The organism is Bradyrhizobium sp. JYMT SZCCT0180 (assembly GCF_018130165.1).
GTDB lineage: Bacteria > Pseudomonadota > Alphaproteobacteria > Rhizobiales > Xanthobacteraceae > Bradyrhizobium.
The window spans coordinates 141,502-159,797 of record NZ_JAFCLZ010000002.1 but is presented as its reverse complement, the minus strand read 5'-3'; the positions used below and the strand labels follow the sequence as shown (position 1 = coordinate 159,797).

Annotated in this window: 18 protein-coding genes and 1 tRNA gene; 10 read left to right on the top strand and 9 right to left on the bottom strand. The window is 62.6% G+C overall.

Going from position 1 to position 18,296, the window contains the following annotated elements; all coding sequences use genetic code 11:
- Positions 1 to 160: 160 nt before the first annotated feature.
- The 4 genes from JQ641_RS03355 to JQ641_RS03340 form a co-directional block, all read right to left on the bottom strand.
- Positions 161 to 1,621 carry an ammonium transporter gene (locus JQ641_RS03355; protein ID WP_211994420.1) on the bottom strand — a complete coding sequence of 487 codons (1,461 nt, stop codon included), beginning with the start codon at positions 1,619 to 1,621 and terminating at the stop codon, positions 161 to 163.
- Positions 1,622 to 1,657: 36 nt separating this feature from the next.
- Complete coding sequence (locus tag JQ641_RS03350; protein WP_008142813.1) at positions 1,658 to 1,996, bottom strand: P-II family nitrogen regulator; 339 nt, start codon at positions 1,994 to 1,996, stop codon at positions 1,658 to 1,660.
- Positions 1,997 to 2,301: 305 nt separating this feature from the next.
- Positions 2,302 to 3,609: an ammonium transporter gene (locus tag JQ641_RS03345; protein WP_211994419.1), complete on the bottom strand. Its 1,308-nt coding sequence runs from the start codon at positions 3,607 to 3,609 to the stop codon at positions 2,302 to 2,304.
- An 80-nt stretch (positions 3,610 to 3,689) separates the two neighbouring features.
- Complete coding sequence (locus JQ641_RS03340) at positions 3,690 to 4,028, bottom strand: P-II family nitrogen regulator (RefSeq protein ID WP_192740630.1); 339 nt, start codon at positions 4,026 to 4,028, stop codon at positions 3,690 to 3,692.
- Positions 4,029 to 4,060: 32 nt separating this feature from the next.
- On the opposite strand from JQ641_RS03340, the gene JQ641_RS03335 reads away from it, so the two are divergent.
- Positions 4,061 to 4,303, top strand: coding sequence for a hypothetical protein (locus tag JQ641_RS03335; RefSeq protein WP_211994418.1), 243 nt, complete (start codon positions 4,061 to 4,063; stop codon positions 4,301 to 4,303).
- A 73-nt stretch (positions 4,304 to 4,376) separates the two neighbouring features.
- Positions 4,377 to 5,291: a DUF4339 domain-containing protein gene (locus tag JQ641_RS03330; RefSeq protein WP_211994417.1), complete on the top strand. Its 915-nt coding sequence runs from the start codon at positions 4,377 to 4,379 to the stop codon at positions 5,289 to 5,291.
- A gap of 20 nt (positions 5,292 to 5,311) precedes the next feature.
- Here the strand turns inward: JQ641_RS03330 and tesB are convergent, their stop codons facing one another.
- Entirely contained in the window at positions 5,312 to 6,175 is an 864-nt protein-coding gene (gene tesB, locus JQ641_RS03325) for an acyl-CoA thioesterase II (RefSeq protein ID WP_211994416.1), read from the bottom strand.
- Between the two features lie 278 nt (positions 6,176 to 6,453).
- On the opposite strand from tesB, the gene JQ641_RS03320 reads away from it, so the two are divergent.
- Complete coding sequence (locus JQ641_RS03320) at positions 6,454 to 7,674, top strand: ubiquinone biosynthesis hydroxylase (RefSeq protein WP_211994415.1); 1,221 nt, start codon at positions 6,454 to 6,456, stop codon at positions 7,672 to 7,674.
- A gap of 142 nt (positions 7,675 to 7,816) precedes the next feature.
- Here JQ641_RS03320 and JQ641_RS03315 read toward each other — a convergent pair whose 3' ends face one another.
- Together JQ641_RS03315 and JQ641_RS03310 are read right to left on the bottom strand one after the other, a co-directional pair.
- Positions 7,817 to 8,011 carry a Trm112 family protein gene (locus JQ641_RS03315; RefSeq protein ID WP_211994414.1) on the bottom strand — a complete coding sequence of 65 codons (195 nt, stop codon included), beginning with the start codon at positions 8,009 to 8,011 and terminating at the stop codon, positions 7,817 to 7,819.
- A 44-nt stretch (positions 8,012 to 8,055) separates the two neighbouring features.
- Positions 8,056 to 8,595 carry a TetR/AcrR family transcriptional regulator gene (locus JQ641_RS03310; protein ID WP_211994413.1) on the bottom strand — a complete coding sequence of 180 codons (540 nt, stop codon included), beginning with the start codon at positions 8,593 to 8,595 and terminating at the stop codon, positions 8,056 to 8,058.
- A gap of 94 nt (positions 8,596 to 8,689) precedes the next feature.
- On the opposite strand from JQ641_RS03310, the gene JQ641_RS03305 reads away from it, so the two are divergent.
- The 3 genes from JQ641_RS03305 to JQ641_RS03295 all read left to right on the top strand — a co-directional run bounded on the left by JQ641_RS03305 (position 8,690) and on the right by JQ641_RS03295 (position 12,133).
- Complete coding sequence (locus JQ641_RS03305; protein WP_211994412.1) at positions 8,690 to 9,040, top strand: hypothetical protein; 351 nt, start codon at positions 8,690 to 8,692, stop codon at positions 9,038 to 9,040.
- A gap of 19 nt (positions 9,041 to 9,059) precedes the next feature.
- Positions 9,060 to 9,305 (top strand): Clp protease/crotonase-like domain-containing protein, encoded by a 246-nt coding sequence (locus JQ641_RS03300; RefSeq protein WP_211994411.1) that lies wholly within the window; start codon positions 9,060 to 9,062, stop codon positions 9,303 to 9,305.
- A 329-nt stretch (positions 9,306 to 9,634) separates the two neighbouring features.
- Positions 9,635 to 12,133, top strand: a complete 2,499-nt coding sequence (locus JQ641_RS03295; RefSeq protein ID WP_211994410.1) for a bifunctional diguanylate cyclase/phosphodiesterase — start codon at positions 9,635 to 9,637, stop codon at positions 12,131 to 12,133.
- Between the two features lie 11 nt (positions 12,134 to 12,144).
- Here JQ641_RS03295 and JQ641_RS03290 read toward each other — a convergent pair whose 3' ends face one another.
- On the bottom strand, positions 12,145 to 12,822 hold the full coding sequence (locus JQ641_RS03290; protein ID WP_211994409.1) for an LON peptidase substrate-binding domain-containing protein: 678 nt from the start codon (positions 12,820 to 12,822) through the stop codon (positions 12,145 to 12,147).
- A gap of 89 nt (positions 12,823 to 12,911) precedes the next feature.
- A complete protein-coding gene (gene trxA, locus JQ641_RS03285; protein ID WP_192739452.1) occupies positions 12,912 to 13,835 on the bottom strand; it encodes a thioredoxin in 924 nt (307 codons plus the stop codon).
- A 459-nt stretch (positions 13,836 to 14,294) separates the two neighbouring features.
- Here trxA and JQ641_RS03280 point away from each other — a divergent pair.
- From JQ641_RS03280 to JQ641_RS03265, 4 genes are all read left to right on the top strand, one after another.
- Positions 14,295 to 14,369 (top strand) — tRNA-Gly (locus JQ641_RS03280).
- A gap of 369 nt (positions 14,370 to 14,738) precedes the next feature.
- Positions 14,739 to 16,205 (top strand): caspase family protein, encoded by a 1,467-nt coding sequence (locus JQ641_RS03275; protein ID WP_211994408.1) that lies wholly within the window; start codon positions 14,739 to 14,741, stop codon positions 16,203 to 16,205.
- 139 nt (positions 16,206 to 16,344) lie between these two features.
- A complete protein-coding gene (locus JQ641_RS03270; protein ID WP_211994407.1) occupies positions 16,345 to 17,631 on the top strand; it encodes a DUF2157 domain-containing protein in 1,287 nt (428 codons plus the stop codon).
- Positions 17,631 to 18,242, top strand: a complete 612-nt coding sequence (locus JQ641_RS03265; RefSeq protein WP_211994406.1) for a GDYXXLXY domain-containing protein — start codon at positions 17,631 to 17,633, stop codon at positions 18,240 to 18,242. Before JQ641_RS03270 ends, JQ641_RS03265 begins: the two co-directional genes overlap by 1 nt.
- Positions 18,243 to 18,296 lie beyond the last annotated feature (54 nt).

Sequence of the window (18,296 nt, the reverse complement as noted above, 5' to 3'; positions counted from 1 at the left end):
GTTGAGCGTCCACTCAAGTTCGATTCAAGTTTCAAATTCGAAACAAAAAGAAAGGGGCTCCAGCTTGCGCTGGAGCCCCTCAACGGTCAGGGCATTGCCGGGTATGTGCCCGAACCGGAGTTGTGGGTGCGACCCCCAGGGGATCGCACCCCGGGAGAACTCACATATTGTAAGCGCGCTCGGTGTGCTCGGTGACATCGAGGCCTTCACGTTCGGTCTCGACGTTGACGCGCAGGCCGACGATGACATCGACGACCTTGAACAGGATCGCAGAGCCGATGCCCGACCACACCAGCGTGGTGGCGACGCCCCAGAACTGCGAGACCATCTGGGCTGCGAAGTCGTATTCCGCGATCTTGCCGATGGTGTAATCCATGACGCCGGTACCGCCGAGCGCCGGGTTCACCAGGATGCCGGTGCCGAGCGCGCCGACGATGCCGCCGACGCAGTGGACGCCGAACACGTCGAGCGAGTCGTCATAGCCGAGCGCATTCTTCACCACGGTGCAGAAGAACAGGCAGACGATTCCGACCACGAGACCGAGCACGATCGCGCCCATCGGACCGGCGTAACCGGCCGCAGGCGTAACCGCCACGAGGCCCGCGACAGCACCCGACAACGCGCCGAGCACCGAGGGGTGACCCTTGACGATCCATTCCGCGAACATCCAGGCCATCGCCGCCGCTGCGGTTGCAACGAAGGAGTTGGTCATGGCGAGCGCGGCGCCGCCGGAGGCTTCGAGGTTAGATCCGGCATTGAAGCCGAACCAGCCGACCCAGAGCAGCGAAGCGCCGATCATGGTCATGGTCAGCGAGTGCGGAGCCATCAGCTCCTTGCCGTAACCGACGCGCTTGCCGATCAGGAGCGCGCCAACGAGACCGGCGATGCCGGCGTTGATGTGCACCACGGTGCCGCCCGCGAAGTCGATCGCGCCCTTCTTGAAGATCCAGCCCTGGTCATCCCCGAACGCGGTCTTCGCCGCATCGAAGGCGGCCTGCGCAGCGGCCTTGTCCGTCGCGGCTTCGAAGGTCTTGAGCGCGGCAGAGATCGCGTCCGGTCCGGCCCAGTACCAAACCATGTGCGCGATCGGCAGATAGATCAGGGTTACCCAGAGCGGCACGAACAGCGCGACAGCCGAGAACTTCATGCGTTCGGCGAAGGCGCCGACGATGAGTGCGGGGGTGATGCACGCGAAGGTCATCTGGAAGCAGATGTAGATCAGCTCCGTGATGTTGACGTCTGCGGAGAAGGTCGCCGCCTGGGCGTCGAGGATCGTCTTGCCTTCCGGCGCGATCTTCAGGAACGCCTTGGAGAAGCCGCCGATGAAGTCCGATCCGCCGGTGAAGGCGAGGCTGTAGCCGTAGACCGCCCAGATCAGGACGACGATGCAGACCGTGTAGAAAACCTGCATCAGGACCGAGAGCATGTTCTTGGAACGGACCAGGCCACCATAGAACAGTGCAAGGCCGGGGATCGTCATCAACAGCACCAGCACCGTCGACGTGAGCATCCAGGCGTTGTCGCCCTTGTTGACTGTGGCTTCCGCGTAAGCGGAGGTTGCGGCGAACATGCCGACGGCGAGGGCCGTCAGTCCCGCGCTATAGGGACGTTTGAACGTCATTTGTTGTACTCCTGAGTGTCTGGGTTGAGCGCGAGATCAGAGTGCCGCGGCATCCGCCTCACCGGTGCGGATGCGAACCGCATGGTCGAGGTTGATGACGAAGATCTTGCCGTCGCCGATTTGTCCGGTTTTTGCTGCCGAGGTGATGGCGTCGATGGTCTTGTCGACCTGGTCCGAGGCCACAGCGACCTCGATCTTGATCTTGGGCAGGAAGCTCACCGCGTATTCAGCGCCGCGATAGATTTCCGTGTGGCCTTTCTGCCGACCATAGCCTTTGACTTCCGTCACCGTGAGACCGTGAACGCCAATGGCGGTCAGGGCGTCCCGGACTTCTTCGAGTTTGAATGGCTTGATGATCGCCATAACAATTTTCATGGGTCCTATCCCCGCTAGGCCCGGTTCAGACAGACCGGGCGTTCTCGACTGAGGTTCACCACGCGGAGAAGTTCACTTCGCGGGCACAGCCAGGACCCTTAGAATCAAATGCCGTGCCAGAACGGCGGATTTCCCTAACGGTTTATGAATCCGGGGCTTTTCGGCCTTTCGGGGAGGGGAACCAAACTGCGCCATTCCGTCGCGCTTAAAAAATAGGCACGGCTGGTCAAGGCGCGGGCACGCCAGACTCCGGACATAATCCTGCCCAGTGCGAGGGCAGAAAGGCGGTATCCAGATGGGTAGTTCTACTGAAGCGCCTCGCCGTGCTGCGAAATATCCAGGCCTTCGAGCTCCTGCTGCAGTGACACCCGCAGCGGCACGAACGCGCTCACCAGCTTGAGCAGCACATAGGTGACGCCGCCCGACCACACCAAGGTGACGCCGATGCCGTAGAGCTGGATCATCACTTGCTGCGGGTTGTTTTCGATCAGGCCGGCGCTGCCGCCGATGGCTGACGTTGCAAACACGCCGGCGAGCAGGGTGCCGGTCATGCCGCCGATGCCGTGGACGCCGAACACGTCGAGCGAGTCGTCATACTTGAAACGGTGCTTGAGCCAGGTGCAGGCCCAGAAGCAAACCAGACCCGCCACCACGCCGATGACGATACCATGCCACGGTGCTACGTAACCGGAGGCCGGCGTGATCGTGCCGAGGCCTGCGATCGCGCCGGAGATCATGCCGAGCACGGAAGGCTTGCGCCGCGTCGCCCATTCGATCGCGCCCCAGGTCAGCGCGCCGGCGCAGGCCGCCAGATGCGTTGCGGTGATGGCCATCACGGCGCGTGAATTCGCCGCCAGCGCCGAGCCGCCGTTGAATCCGAACCAGCCGACCCACAGCAGTCCGGTGCCGATGACGGCGAGCGACAGGTCGAACGGGGAAAGATTGTCGCTGCCATAGCCGTGACGCTGTCCCATCACCTTGGCGGCAACCAGACCGCCGATGCCCGCGGACAGATGCACGACGAGACCGCCCGCAAAATCCAGCACGCCCATGGTGGCGAGGAAGCCGCCGCCCCACACCCAATGCGCCAGGGGCACATAGACGAACATGAACCAGCCGATCGAGAACAGCAGATAGGCCGAGAACCGCATCCGGTCCGCCACCGCGCCCGCCACCAGCGCCACCGTGATGATCGCAAACGTCATCTGGTACAGCATGAACAGTATTTCCGGAATCGTCTTCGCCGCCGGGTTGACGCTGTCCATCGTGACGCCGATGAGGAACCAGCGATCCAGCGTGCCGATCCAGCGGCCATCGCCGACGAACGCCAGCGAATAGCCGAAACACACCCAGAGTATCGAGATGATCGCGACCGCAGCGAGGCTCTGCGCCATCGTCGCCAGCACGTTCTTCTTGCGCACCATGCCGGAATAGAACAGCGCCAGGCCCGGGATCGTCATCATCAGGACGAGCGCGGTGGCGACGATCATCCACGCGGTGTCGGCGGCGTTGATGGTCGATTCCTGCGCAAAGGCCGGTGTCGCCGGCCAGGCGTTCATCGCAAGAATGCTGAGCGCAGCGAGCTTCGCTGCACGAATCGAGAGTGCCCCCATGGAATTTCCCCGGCCTGTTGTCGTTTTTTGTTCGCGCGTCAGGCGTCGTTGCCGGCGCGCGTTGAACTGAAATGAAAACCTTAGAGCGCGTCGCTGTCGGTTTCTCCGGTGCGAATGCGAAGTGCGTGATCGATCGGCGTCACGAAGATCTTGCCGTCACCGATCTGGCCGGTGCGCGCATGCGCGGTGATGACCTCAACCGCCTTGTCAGCGACGTCGGAGGCGACCGCGATTTCGATGCGCAGCTTGGGCAGGAAGTTCACGACATATTCGGCGCCGCGATAGATTTCGGTGTGGCCCTTCTGGCGGCCGTACCCCTTGACCTCGGTGACGGTCATGCCGTGCACGCCGATGGCCGTCAGCGCCTGGCGCACCTCGTCAAGCTTGAATGGTTTGATGATCGCGACGACGAGTTTCATGGTCAGGCCTTCATGTCTCTTGGGATGCACTCTTGGAAGTTGCTCTTGGAAGTTTCTCTCGGAAGTTCTCGGATGGTCTTCTGGACGGTCTTCTTAGAGGTGTTTTTGACGATCTTTTTGACGTTCGTTCGGCGGGTTCGGCGGGCTGGCCGCCCGACGGTTCGCTGCCAAAATGCAAATCTGGCATCTTTCTATGCAAATGGCACAAAAAACTTGCAGGTTTAAGGGGAAAACATTTGCAGCCGGTGACCTCGGTCACTGTACAGGGAATATGATCCTCCGACAGAATGGGTTTTTCGCCAGCCGCCCCGCCGGCTTCCCCCGTTTCCACGACCAAAGGGATTAAAAATGTCGAACCGATCGTGGTTTTATGCAGCGAATGGCCAGCAACAGGGGCCCTTTCCGGAAGCCCAGCTGCGCGATCTCATTACACGGGGCACGGTCAGGGCCGACACGCTGGTCTGGTCCGAGGGAATGTCCGGCTGGCAGCGCGCGGGCGAAATTCCCGGCCTGATGCCGGCGGGAGGCGCCCCGCCGCCGGTTGCGCAACCGGGCGGCCCGCCGCCGATGAGCAGCGGCGCTGGCGGTTATGCGGGCGGAGGCGGTTACGGCGGCGGCCCGCTGTCGATCGATTTCGGCATCCTGGAGTTTGTCTGGCGCAGCCTCCTGATGATTATCGGAATGGTGTTGGTGATCCCGGCGCCGTGGGTCCTGGTCTGGTACCTCAACTGGCTCGTGCCGTGCATCAAGGTGCCGGGCCGGCCGAATCTCAGCTTCACCGGCAATGCGATGACCCTCGTGCCCTGGTACTTCGGGGCGATCGTGCTTCTCATCGCGGTGGCCTTGCTCGGCAGTGACGTGCTCAGCAATCTGGCGAACCTCGTCCAGTTTGTTCTCTACTGGCTTTTCCTGAAATGGTTCATCGCGAACCTCGCGTCCAACGGGCAGCCGCTCGGGCTCAGCTTCTCAGGTTCGATCTGGGCCTATCTGGGATACTCGATCCTCGGGGTGCTCGCCATCTTCACCATCATCGGCTGGGCGTGGGTTTATACAGCGATGATGCGTTGGGCTTGTCGCAATATCCAGGGCACGCAGCGTGAAGTCCTGTTCATCGGCACCGGGCTGGAATTCCTGTGGCGCGCGATCGTGGCCGGAATTGCCTCGCTCTTCATCATCCCGATTCCATGGGTGTATCGATGGATGTGGCAGTGGCTGGCGTCGCAGACGGTGTTGGCCGAGCGAGGCGCGCAGCCGAACGGGTAAGGCGTGATCGCTTGAAAACGCTATGCCCTGCGCTGGCGGATCGAGCCTTCCTGGGCCACCGACGCCACCAGCGTGCCGTCGGGCTTGAAGATCAGGCCGCGGGCCAACCCGCGGCCGTCCTGTGCGCTCGGTGAATCCTGCGAATAAAGCAGCCATTCGTCGGCGCGGAACGGCCGGTGAAACCACATCGCGTGATCGAGGCTGGCCGGCATCACGTTAGTGTCGAACAGCGTGCGGCCGTAGCGCGCCATCACGGCATCGAGCAGCGAGAAATCCGACGCATAGGCCAGCGCGCACATATGCAGCGCCGGATCGTCAGGGAATTTTGCCGCGGTGCGGATCCAGACATTGATGCGGCCGTCGTCGATCTTCTCGCCGAAATAGCGGCCGAGTTCGACCGGGCGCAACTCGATCGGCCGGTCCATCTCGTAATAGCGCTGGATGAACTCCGGCATCTCCTTGAACACCGGTTGTTTTGCTACTTCCTCGGCGGAGAGTTTTTCCGGCGGCGGCACGTCCGGCATCTTGTCCTGGTGGTTGAAGGCGCCTTCCTCCTCGGCATGGAACGAGACCATGATCGAGAAGATCGCGTTGCCATGTTGAATGGCGGTGACGCGGCGGGTCGAATAGCTCTTGCCGTCGCGCAAGCGCTCGACCTGGTAGATGATCGGTACCTGCGGGTCGCCCGGCAGGATGAAGTAGCAATGCAGCGAATGCGGCAGCCGGCCTTCGACGGTGCGGCACGCCGCCACCATCGCCTGTCCGATCACCTGGCCGCCGAACACCCGCTGCCACGCGGTCTTCGGGCTGTTGCCGCGAAACAAATTCACCTCGATCGGTTCGATGTCGAGGATCGAAATCAGGTCGGTCACGCTTGCGGACATGGCGGCACTTTCGGTGTTGTCGTCATTCCGGGGCGATGCGCAGCATCGAACCCGGAATCCATTAGGCGGCAAGTTACGTAGATGAATGGATTCCGGGCCTGCGCCATCCAAGTCGGCTGTTGCCGACTTGGACAATTACATTGGCCGAACCTCGGGTAAACCCGAGTTCGGTCGGCGCATCCCGGAATGACGTGATTGCCCTTGTTTCTCGCCCCTGTTTCACCCAGCTAATATCAGGTAGCAAGGGTCTCTGAGGGCGTAACCGGGTTAAGGATTGCATGCCGGCACAGCGAAGTATTGTCATCTGCGGCGGCGCCTTTGCGGGGCTGGCGCTGGCGCTGGCGCTGCGTCAGGGCCTGGGCCGTGATATTCCGGTCATCGTGGCCGATCCGGCGCTGGCCTCAAAGCCGAGCCGCGATCCGCGCGCCACCGCGATCGTCGCCGCCTGCCGGCGGCTGTTCGAGGCGCTCGGCGTCTGGGGCCAGATCGCGCCCACCGCGCAGCCGATAACAGACATGGTCGTCACCGATTCCAAGCTGGAAGACGCCACCCGCCCGGTGTTCCTCACCTTCGCCGGCAATGTCGAGCCCGGCGAGCCCTTCGCGCATATGGTCGAGAACCGCTATCTGATCGATGCGCTGGTGGCGCGCACCGAGGCCGAGGGCATCGAGCTGCGCGCGACCGCCGTTGCCTCGTTCGATTCACGCACTGACGGCGTCGACGTGACGCTCGCCGACGGCACGGTCATCGAAGCGAGCCTTTTGGTCGCCGCCGACGGCGCGCGCTCAAAGCTGCGCGAGCGCGCCGGGATCGCCACCCATGGCTGGGACTATGACCAATCCGGCATCGTCGTCACCGTCGGTCATGAGCGCGATCATGGTGGCCGCGCCGAAGAACATTTTCTGCCCGCAGGACCGTTCGCGATCCTTCCCTTGACCGGAAAGCGCTCGTCGCTGGTGTGGACCGAGAACCGCGCGGAAGCCGCGCGCATCACCGCGCTCGGCGAGGACGAATTTCACGGCGAACTCGAGCAGCGCTTCGGCCTGCATCTCGGCGAGGTCAAGGTACTCGACAAGCCGCGCGCATTCCCGCTCGGCTATTTCGTCGCGCGCTCCTTCATCGCCGAACGCCTGGCGCTGATCGGCGACGCCGCGCATGTGATCCATCCAATCGCGGGGCAGGGTCTCAACATGGGACTGAAGGATGTCGCAGCGCTCGCCGAAGTCGTGGTCGATGCGGCGCGGCTCGGTATGGATCTCGGCCAGGCCGACGTTCTCGAACGCTACCAGCGCTGGCGCCGCTTCGACACCATGGCGATGGGAGTTGCGACCAACTCGCTGAACTTCCTGTTCTCGAACGAATCGACGCTGCTGCGCACCGTGCGCGACATCGGATTGGGCCTGGTCGATCGCGCGCCACCGCTGAAAAGCCTGTTCATTCGCCAGGCCGCGGGATTGTCAGGTGAAGTGCCGCGGCTGCTGAAGGGCGAGGCGTTGTAGGGCTCTTGTCGTCCCGGCCTTGAGCCGGGACCCATAACCACCGCAGTCAATAATAAGAAAAAGGTGTCGGCTTCCCTGCCTGAACGAGAGGTCACGGCGTATGGGTCCCGGATCGCGCTTCGCTTGTCCGGGACGACATAGACTAATCGATCTTCCTGGCCTCTTCCGGCAGCATGATCGGGATGCCGTCGCGGATCGGGTAGGCGAGTTTGGCGGAGCGGGAGATCAGTTCCTGCGTGGAGGCGTCGAACTCCAGCGGGCCCTTGGTGATCGGGCACACCAGGATTTCCAGCAATTTCGGATCGACGGTGCTGTCGAGGCGTTCGGTCGAATTCATTGTGTGATCTCCAGCTTGGCCGGTCCCTTAGCACACCAAATTTGTCATCGCGAGGTGGCTATCCGCAGCATTTCGTCGAGCATGGCCTGTTGCTGCGCTTTCGGCAGCGGCTGGTCCGACAGGGCAAAACCGAGAAACGCCCAATAGAGGATTTGCGCGCGGGCGCGGGCCACTTCCGCGGACAATCCGGACTGCGTCAACAGGCTCTCGACATAGCCGAGCCTGCGGCGGTCGATCGCCTGCACCGCCGCCCGCGCCGCGGGATCGACGCTGGCCCAGGTGCGGACCGCGTTTTCCAGCGCCAGTCTTGCGCCGAACACCCGGCGCAGCAGCACCTCGAGCGGATTCTCGTCCTTTGATGCGGCCTCGACCCCGGCGATGATCTGTTCGGCGGCGATTTCGCGCCATTGCTTGAGGATCTCGGCATGGAACGCGGAAATATCCGCGAAATGCCAGTAGAAACTGCCGCGCGACACCCCGATCGCCTTGGCCAGCGGTTCCGCCTTCAGCGCCGTGAAGCCGCTTTTCGCCAGCGTCTTCAGACCCCGGTCGACCCAATCCTGCCCCGAGAGTTGATCGCCCATGTTCCCGTCCTGCGACATCCTTCCATACACTACTGTATTGACAGCCGCCAAGCGGCAAGTCATAACCATACACAACTGTATGGAGACCTGTCCGATGCGCGATATCATTCTGCAATGCGCCGGCGTCGCCGGAATAGCGGTGTCCCTGATTCACGGCGTGCTCGGGGAAACCAAGGTGTTCGCCAAAGCGACCATTCAGCCCGAGAGCCTGCGGACCCTGATCCGGCTGGTGTGGCAGGCCGGCACCGTGGCGTGGATCGGCGGCGCCGTGCTGCTGATCGCAGCTCCTTCATTCGGCTCCGAGAGCGCGCGGCACTGGATCGTCATTACCGTGACCGCGATCTACGCCTTTGCCGCCGCGGCGAATGCGTGGTGGTCGCGCGGACGCGGCTTTGGATGGAAGGCGCTCACCGCCGTCGTTGCGCTTGCGGTCGCGGGATACTAGGCACCTTCCTGCGCCGACCTTGCGGACGGCGGCCCTGGCCACGGCGCGCGAGATCGCATCACTCAGCCCGCACGCGGTCCGCGCCGCCAAGCGGCGGCTCCATCAAGCCGTCGCGCGCGACGCCGAAGCGGCACTCACCGCCGAAACCTGCGAGCGGAAGGCGTTGCTCGGCAGCGCCAATCAAGTGGAAGCGGTGCGGGCAAATCTTGAAAAGCGCCTGCCGAATTTCAGCAACCCGTTAATACCGACCGGGAGTCCACCCTGATCGCAGCGAACGCATCCAGGGCCAATCACCGCAGCTCCGTATCACTACGGGGCAAGCTCCGTACCGCTACGGATGCGCATCGTCGCGAGTTCCATTTCGCTGCGCGACAAGTAGTCCCGCGCGCGGTTCCGGATCGCGCGATTCAATCGATCAAATGCCCACTAACGGGCAGATAGATCGAGGTTTTCCGTAGAATCCCTGATGTATTCAACCATTATACATTCGCTCTTTACGTGCGGATAACTACGCCCTCGGAAGCTGCAAGAAAATTAAGGAGTCGAATAGCCAGCGCGGGTAACCATGGTGAGGTACAACCATGGCCGAATGACATGTTCCGCGTTCTTAGCTGCCTTACGGTCGAACACGACTGGCGATTTGTTCTCCTCGCCGGCCTCGTTTGCTTCGTTGCAAGCGTCGTCGCCATCCATATTTTTCATCGCGCGATCTCGTCGCAATCGAGGACGCGGCTGATCTGGATTGCAATTGCGGGCGCCGCGATCGGGTACGGGATCTGGGCGACGCACTTCATCGCGATGCTCGCCTACGAGCCCGGCGTTGCGACCGGATACGGCGTGGCCTTGACGGCACTGTCGCTCGCCGTGGCAATGATACTGACTTCCGGCGGGTTCGGTTTCTCCGCCAATGCGCCCGGCCGGTGGCGAGCGCCCATCGGAGGCGGAATCATCGGCGCGGGCATTGCCAGCATGCACTATCTCGGCATGTGGGCGCTCGAAGTCCCGGGCCGGGTCACCTGGTCGCTCGATCTCGTGTTCGCCTCCATCCTTGTCGGCATGGCGTTCGGTTATGCGGCGCTCGCGTTCGCGGTCCGCTACAAGGATTTGTGGGGAACATTTGTCGCGGCGGTTTTCCTGACGCTCGCAATTGTCTCGCATCATTTCACGGCAATGGGCGCGGTGGAGATTGTCCCCGATCCGACGCGGGCACCTGACGAGATGTCACTTTCCCCCGCCTTCCTCGCCGTGGCGATTGCGGGCGTGGCACTGACGGTGCTCGGGATGAGCCTGGTCGGCGTGCTGGCGGATCGCCGCCTCGCCAACCGGACGCGCAAGTTCGAGGAAATCATCGATCAGCTATCGCTCGCGCGGCAACAGGTCGAAGGCTCGCAAAGGGAACTGCAGGAGCAGAAGCTCAGGCTGGATTCGGCGATCAATAACATGGGCGAGGGCCTCTGCATGTTCGATGCGGAGAAGCGGCTTGTCGTCTGCAACGATCGTTACGCCAAAATGTATCAGCTGCCGCCGGAACTGTTGCGGGCGGGAACATCACACCGGGAAATCATCGAGCATCGCATCAGCAACGGCATCCTCAAGGCCGGCACCAATGACAGCGCCGCAAAGGTGATGTCGGCCCTGAATGCGCTGCCATCCAACGTCCCGGCAAGCCGTGTCGACGAGCTAGCCGATGGTCGATTGATCTGCGTTACGAGGCAACCGATGTCCGGCGGTGGCTGGGTGGCGACGCACCAGGACGTCACCGAGCAGCGCAGGTCCGAGGCCAAGATCACGCATATGGCCCATCATGACGCGCTGACCGATCTGCCAAATCGCGTCCTCTTGAGGAAGCGATTGGAGCTCGCCCTTTCCATCACGCGCAGGGGTGGCGCCGATCTCGCGGTGCTCATGCTTGATCTTGACCGCTTCAAGGAGGTCAACGACACGCTGGGGCACCCCACGGGAGACGCGCTGTTGCAAGCCGTTGCCGCGCGGCTGCTGGCGTGCGTCAGGGAAACGGCGATGGTCGCGCGGCTGGGCGGCGACGAGTTCGCCGTCATTGAGTGCGTGGAAAATCCGCTGGTGGAAGCCGTGGCGCTCGCCGAACGTATCAAGGCCGCGCTGTGCGAACCTTTCGATCTTGGCGATCACCGGGTCACCGTCGGAACCAGCATCGGCATTGCCGTCGCGCCACGCGACGGAACCGATTCCGATGAAATTCTCAAGAAAGCGGACCTCGCTTTGTACTCCGCCAAGAATGGCGGGCGCGGTTCGTTCCGCTTCTTCGAGCCGGAACTCGACGAACTCATGCATGCGCGCCGCAACCTCGAACGGGATATGCGCAGCGCGATTGCCAACAATGAGTTCGAACTGCGCTACCAGCCGATCGTCAATTTCCAGAGCGGCAAGATCGGCGGCTTTGAGGCGTTGCTGCGTTGGCATCATCCCCAGCGCGGCTGGGTGATGCCCGGCGACTTTATCCCGCTGGCGGAAGAAACCGGCTTGATCGTGCCGATCGGAGAGTGGGTGCTGCGGACGGCGTGCGCGGAGGCGGCAAAATGGCCGGCCCATCTCAAGATCGCGATAAATCTGTCTCCGGCTCAATTCAGAAGCAAGGATCTGGTTCGGGTCATTGTCAGCGCCCTGGCGAGTTCGGGAATTGCGCCACCAAGACTTGAGCTCGAGGTGACCGAAACGGCCATCATGCACGACAGCGAAGCGGTGTTCGCTGCGCTCGGCCAGCTGCACGAACTGGGCGTGCGAGTTGCCCTGGATGATTTCGGCACGGGCTACTCATCGCTGAGCTTCTTGCAAAAGTTCTCGTTCGACAAGATCAAGATCGACCGCAGCTTCGTCAGCGAGCTGACCAGCCCGCAGGAAGAGTCGCGCGTCATCGCGCGTGCGGTGGTTCGATTTGCCGTAAGCCTCGGCAAGACCACCACGGCCGAAGGCGTGGAAACCCAGGAACAATGGGACATCCTCCGCGGAGAGGCCTGCGTCGAATCGCAAGGCTATTACTTCAGTCCGCCGGTAACGAGCGCCGAAGTTGCGAAAATGGTGCGCTCGCGGGCCAAGGCAGCCGCGAACGCGGCGTAGCCGGCGCGGGCTTACTGCAGCCCCGTATCGCCGCCGCTGGTGCGCTTCTTGGCGAGGTCCATCTCTGTCACCGCGATCAGGATTTCCGCGCGCGTCTTCAAATCGGGCGCTTCCAGCATCGCCTGCTTTTCGGCGGGGCCATAGGGCGACATCATCGCCAGCGCATTGACCAGCGCCTCGTTGGGCGCGCTCTCGATGCCTTCCCAATCCACTTTCAAATTGTTGGCGTTGAGAAAATCGGTCAGCACCTCGAGCAGCGCCTCGCGGTCGACGGCTTCTTCGCCCTTGCGCGCGGTGAAGTCGTCAACGAAGGGGAAGAAATCCACCTTGCATTGCCGGTACGCGGTCAGCACCGTCAGCTCTTCGACCACCCGAAAGCGCGAGACGCCGGTGAGTTCGAGGATGTAGCGGCCGTCGCCGGATTCGGCGAGCTGGGTGATGCGGCCGACGCAGCCGACCTTGAACAGCATCGGCCGGTTCTCGTCCTTGCTGTGGGAAATATCCGGCTGGATCATCCCGATCAGGCGGTGGCCGTCGCGTAAGCTATCGTCGACCATCGCAAGGTAGCGCGGCTCGAAGATGTTGAGCGGCATCTGGCCGCGCGGCAGCAGCAGTGCACCCGGCAGCGGAAACACCGGAATGATTTCGGGAAGCTCGCCGGGTCCGCGGTATTCGGCATTGATCGGCATCTGCGGCCCCGGCTCTACTGCATGAGAGGTCTATGTCTTGTGCGTATTCTTAATCCAGAACCGGTGTCCACGGTTGCGGAATACACAACTCACGAGAACAGGATCGTCGACAGCCGCCTGCGTCCATCCACGGTCGCTTCATCGGCGCCGCCCCACGCTTCGAAGAACTGCACCAGCTGCTTGCGCGCGCCATCCTCGTTCCACTTGCGGTCCCGCTTGACGATTTCGAGCAGCTGATTGGTCGCTTCGGCACGGTTGCCTTGGGCGTTGAGCGCGGTTGCCAGATCGAATCGGGCCTGATGATCAAGCGGGTTTGCGGCGACTTTCTGTTCCAGCTCGGTGACCGGGCCGACCGATTGCGCCTGTTCGGCGAGATCGATCGAGACCTGCACGGCCTTGACGGCGGCGTCATTGCGTTTGGATTCCGGCACCATCGCGATGGTCTGCTTGGCCTGCTCGATGGCACCGGTCGTCACGTAGCATTTCGCGAGACCCGCCAACGCGGCGATATTGGTGGAATCGATCGACAGCACCTCGGCATAGATCTGCGCCGCGGCGGCCGCATCGCCTTCCGCCAGCACGGCTTCGGCCTCCTGCAGAATTTCGGCAATGTTCGGTTCGCCCGGTGCGGCCATGCCCTTGGTGAGCTTGTCGATGAAGGCGGTGACCTGGCTCTCCGGCACCGCGCCCATGAAGCCATCGGCGGGCTGGCCGTTGACGAAGGCGATCACGGCCGGGATCGACTGGATTCCCATCTGGCCGGGGATCTGCGGATGCTGGTCGATGTTCATCTTGACCAGCTTGACCTTGCCCTTGGCGGCGCGGACGGCCTTTTCGATGATCGGCGTCAACTGACGGCACGGACCGCACCACTCCGCCCAGAAGTCGATCAGCACCGGCTGGCGCTTCGATTCCTCGATGACGTCCTTCACGAAGGTCTGGGTGGTGGTGTCCTTGATCAGATCGGGTACGGCCTGCGGCGCGGGGCCGCCGCCCTGCTCAATTATCGTCACGATGTATCCTCGCCTGATGTCTTGAGAATTGGTCTCGAAAGCTGTCCCAGAGAATGGCGCCCTTCTAGCACGGAAGGGCGCGAAGTTCTCATCCGCTAGATGGCGGCTTGGTCACAAAATTCAATCGGGCCCGGCCGCGGCGTGCCGCCCCGAACGACGGGCGGCCTGCCCATCACGTGTCCAGCCGGCGCGACGAATTGACCGGGAGGGCGGATCGGGGGCATCCGGGCGGAAGTGACGAATCGCCGGGATTCCCGACAATTTGACCAGGGAATTCGCGCTGGGGAGATCGGGGAACCGATTACCGCGGTTTGGGCGCCGTTTCGGACCGATTCTCGCCAATAAATTAAGAAAATCGGGCTATCCCGGTGGCTTCGGCCGCGTTCGCACTGTTGCATTCACGGCCTGCATTTGGCATAGCTCTGCCGTTGCCGGCGAGCGATCGCCGACATCTCGGATGCGGGTGTAGCTCAGTGGTAGAGCACGACCTTGCCAAGGTCGGGGTCGAGGGTTCGAGCCCCTTCGCCCGCTCCAAGATTTTCCAATGACACAACGGAAAGTGCGGAGCCGTCCGAATTCGTTCGGGGACATTCTCGGGTATTTTCCGGGGACGTTGCCCCGCACCAATCGGTGCCAGCAACCAGATCAGCCAAAAGCGGAAGGCCAGTCGGCGTCGACCAGGAATCATGCTGGTCATCGTTCGCGACGCCGTTACGCGCGCAAGGCGGTCAGTCCAACAGTCCGGGTTGGAATGGGCCAAGATGACTGACGCAGCTGCAGGCCATTCCAACCAACCATGCTTCACGCTATTCTGACGTGATTAGGACGGAATGACGCTTTGGAAACTATTGGGTAATTTTGCGAACGCGACCCCTTGCTGAAAAATACGATGAGGGCATCGCCATGGGAAACTGGACCAGGTTCCTCGCAAAGCTGATTTTTGCAATTTCAATCATGGCCGCGGGGTTTTCCGGGACGGCACACGCGCAAAAGCGCATTGCGCTCGTCGTCGGAAACTCGGCCTACAAGAATGTCTCTCACCTCGATAACCCGAAGAACGACGCGAGATTGATCGCCGACACGCTGCGTGCGCTCGGCTTCACCCTGACCGGCGGTGCTGCCCAGGTCGACCTCGACAAGGCCTCGCTCGACCGGGCGGTGCAAAGTTTCGGCAATCAGCTGATGGGCGCCGAGGTCGCGCTGTTCTACTTTGCGGGTCATGGCGTCCAGCTGCGCAATTCGAACTATCTCATTCCCGTCGATGCGAACCTCATCAAGGAGTCCGACGTCGATTTCCAGATGGTCGATGTCGGTTTGGTGCTCCGGCAGATGGAAGGATCGGGGACCAAGCTCAATCTCGTCATCCTGGATGCCTGCCGAAACAACCCCTTCGGTGGCCGCGGCTTGCGCGCTGCGTCCAGAGGCCTTGGCCGGATCGACGCGCCGGAAGGCACCATGATCTCCTTTGCAACGCAGCCCGGCAACGTTGCGCTCGATGGTAACGATGGCAACAGCCCGTTCACCAAGGCGCTGGCGACAACGATGCGGAAGCCGGGCCTCGACATCTTCCAGACCTTCAACGAGGTGGGAATAAGCGTCAAACGCGCCACCGCGGGCGCCCAACTGCCGTGGGTGTCATCCTCGCCGATCGACGGAAGTTTCTATTTCACTTCGCCGAAGACCGGTGCGCCGTCGGCGGCTGCGCCGGCGCAGGTCGACAAGGCAAACGAAGCAGCGCGGGCCTGGAGCTTGACCAGGGACACCACCAGTCAGGCCGTGCTGTCCGACTTCATCCGGCAGTTTGGAGGCACCGTGTATGGCAGCATGGCGCGCGCCCGTCTGGAGGAATTGAAAAAAGACCAGATCGCCGCGATCACGCCCCCTCCAGCATCCGGAAAGCCCTCGCAAGCTCAGGAAGCGGCTTTGCCCGCGATAGCAGCCGACGCAAAATTACTGGGGAGGTTTGATCATTGGAGCGCGTACACGGCGACGGCGAGAGGCTCGCGCATCTGTTTTGCCCTGACGGCTTCGCCGAAAGCCAGATCCGGGGGCAAGGCCTACGCAATGGTGACGACCCGCCCCAACGACAAAGTCGTCAATGAGGTCTCAATTCTCACGGACTATAAGGTGATGGGTGGGTCCGACCCCTCTACGCTGGAGGTCGGTAGTGAAAGCTACGCGATGTACGGACAGGGCAACAGCTATTGGATCAAGAATCTCTCCGACGAATCCCGCCTCGTCGGTGCCATGCGCGTCGGCACGGAGATCGCGTTGAAGGGACGCACCGCGGAAGGGTCGGCGAAGAATGATTCCTATTCGCTCAAGGGCTTTGCGCAAGCGCTTGACCGGGCCAACAGGGAATGCCGTTAGGAGAACCGTGCGAGGCGCTGGGCCTTGCCGCCTTCTTTCCTGCTCTGCCGAACCTATGTGCCATCTTCGGATACCAAGGATGGCAGCGCCGTGTTATGCGGCGCCGCAAGGATCGTCGTGACGCAAGCGAGGGTGGCAATTGTTTGAACGGGGATATCGGCAGCGCCTTGAGGCGGACCTGGTCAAATGGGTCGCAGACGGCGTGATCTCGGGCGACGCGGCCCATTCCATCCGCAAGGCGCGATTTGGCGAAGAGGCGACCTCGCGCCTGCCCGCCATCTTCGCGATGCTTGGCGCCTTGATGCTGGCCGCCAGCGTCAGCGCCTTTGTTGCCGCGAACTGGCAGGAGATTCCACGCCTGGTCAGGCTGGTCGGCATCCTCACGCTGATTGCGGCCTGTTTCCCGATCGCCCTTCTGCTCGGCCGGCGCGCGATCCCCTGGGGCGCCGATGCCGCCGTGACATTCGCCACGCTGTGCTTTGGCGCGGGCGTGGCGCTGGTCGGCCAGATGTATCATCTGCCGGGAGATTGGCCGGCTGGCGCGATGCTGGTGGCGATCGGCGCAGTGATCGCGGCCGCGCTGACGGGCAAGAGCGGTCCGCTGGTGATTGGCTTTGCGGCGATGGCGGCCTGGACGCTCGGAAGGTTCGACGACGCGGAATGGCGCGAAATCCATTGGCCGTTTTTCCTGCTGTTCGTTCCGGCATTTGCGTTGGCGCTGGGCCGCGAAAACCGCCTGGTGGCGCACGCGGCCGTTCTGGCGCTGGGCCTCTGGCTGGCCGCAACGATATGGTCGCCGGCGGATCGGCTGATCCATGGCGGCATTGCGTTCTCGGTAGCCTACATCGCGATCGGCCTGCTGGCGCTGGACCGGGACTGGCCCGCCGAGTTCCGGGCGCTGTTGCCATGGGGCGGCTGGGCCTTCGGCGTGCTGCTCTGCTTTGAAATCGAGCTCGTTCTGGAAAAATATGTCCGCTTCGCGCACGCCATCGATGCGCATGTCGGCCTTGGTTTTGTCGCGGCGGTGCTCGCGCTCGCGGCCCTCGCGGTGCTTGCGCGGGACAGGGACAAGGGGCGGCTTGTGATCATCGCGGCCTGCGCCATTGGCTTGACGATTCCGCTGATGCTGGCGGGCGGCCCCGCCATTCCGAGCCGGGTGCTGATTCCCATCGCCGTGCTCGTCAGCGCGGTGGCCTTGATCGCAGGCGGCCTTCTCGTCGGCTTGCGGACATTTGTCATCGTCGGCTACGCGGTGTTCGGCGTTTCGATATTGATCCTGCTCTGGCGCACGGTCGGCACGTTGCTCGACCAGTCGTTGTTCTTCCTTGCTGCCGGCGTCGTGCTGCTGGGCCTCGCCCTGGGGGCGCGCAAACTCGCAAGCTGGTCTAGAGGTGCCAATGAGCAACCCTCGGGGAGTGCGGCCTGATGAGTACCGTCGACAGCCTGATCGGGCGCGTGCCGCTGCTTCCGCGCTACATCCTCGCCGCGCTGCTGCTCTGCGGACTGATCCTCGCGATGGTCTATCAACGCGCGGAAATATTGCGAAACGGCCAGGAAGTCCGGCTCGAGATCGTACCCGTCGACCCGCGCGACCTGTTTCGCGGCGATTACGTCATTCTCGATTATAAAATCTCATCAGTTGACTTGCCAAAGGACGCGACGAGTGAGTTCAAACGGGGACGAAAAGTATTCGTGACCCTGCGGCCCGACGAGAACGGCAAGGCGCGGGCGGTCGCGATCTCATCCGAGCGGCCGGCGGCGTCCGGCGCCGATATCGTCATTCTGGGCACGGTGAGCGCGGGATCGGTCTGTCCGCCTAACGAGGCGGGGCTCAGGGTCTGCAAGCCCGGAATCCGCGCCGCGCTCGTGAAATATGGGCTCGAGAGCTATTTCGTGCCGCAGGGCGAGGGCAAGAAAATCGAGACGACCGAAAAGACACGGCTGGAGATAGTCGCGGCCGTGACGCCTTCCGGCCAGTCGGCGATCAAGCGCCTGCTGATCGACGGCAAGCCCGTCTATGACGAGCCGCCGTATTGACTGAAGGCGCCCTGCCCGCGGTATGCTTCTCTATTCGAAGAGAACGTGGCAACC

Coding starts and splice junctions, on each gene's coding strand:
- JQ641_RS03355 (WP_211994420.1), bottom strand. CDS start 1,621: ATGACGTTCAAACGTCCCTATAGCGCGGGACTGACGGCCCTCGCCGTC.
- JQ641_RS03350 (WP_008142813.1), bottom strand. CDS start 1,996: ATGAAAATTGTTATGGCGATCATCAAGCCATTCAAACTCGAAGAAGTC.
- JQ641_RS03345 (WP_211994419.1), bottom strand. CDS start 3,609: ATGGGGGCACTCTCGATTCGTGCAGCGAAGCTCGCTGCGCTCAGCATT.
- JQ641_RS03340 (WP_192740630.1), bottom strand. CDS start 4,028: ATGAAACTCGTCGTCGCGATCATCAAACCATTCAAGCTTGACGAGGTG.
- JQ641_RS03330 (WP_211994417.1), top strand. CDS start 4,377: ATGTCGAACCGATCGTGGTTTTATGCAGCGAATGGCCAGCAACAGGGG.
- tesB (WP_211994416.1), bottom strand. CDS start 6,175: ATGTCCGCAAGCGTGACCGACCTGATTTCGATCCTCGACATCGAACCG.
- JQ641_RS03320 (WP_211994415.1), top strand. CDS start 6,454: ATGCCGGCACAGCGAAGTATTGTCATCTGCGGCGGCGCCTTTGCGGGG.
- JQ641_RS03315 (WP_211994414.1), bottom strand. CDS start 8,011: ATGAATTCGACCGAACGCCTCGACAGCACCGTCGATCCGAAATTGCTG.
- JQ641_RS03310 (WP_211994413.1), bottom strand. CDS start 8,595: ATGGGCGATCAACTCTCGGGGCAGGATTGGGTCGACCGGGGTCTGAAG.
- JQ641_RS03305 (WP_211994412.1), top strand. CDS start 8,690: ATGCGCGATATCATTCTGCAATGCGCCGGCGTCGCCGGAATAGCGGTG.
- JQ641_RS03295 (WP_211994410.1), top strand. CDS start 9,635: ATGTTCCGCGTTCTTAGCTGCCTTACGGTCGAACACGACTGGCGATTT.
- JQ641_RS03290 (WP_211994409.1), bottom strand. CDS start 12,822: ATGCCGATCAATGCCGAATACCGCGGACCCGGCGAGCTTCCCGAAATC.
- JQ641_RS03275 (WP_211994408.1), top strand. CDS start 14,739: ATGGGAAACTGGACCAGGTTCCTCGCAAAGCTGATTTTTGCAATTTCA.
- JQ641_RS03265 (WP_211994406.1), top strand. CDS start 17,631: ATGAGTACCGTCGACAGCCTGATCGGGCGCGTGCCGCTGCTTCCGCGC.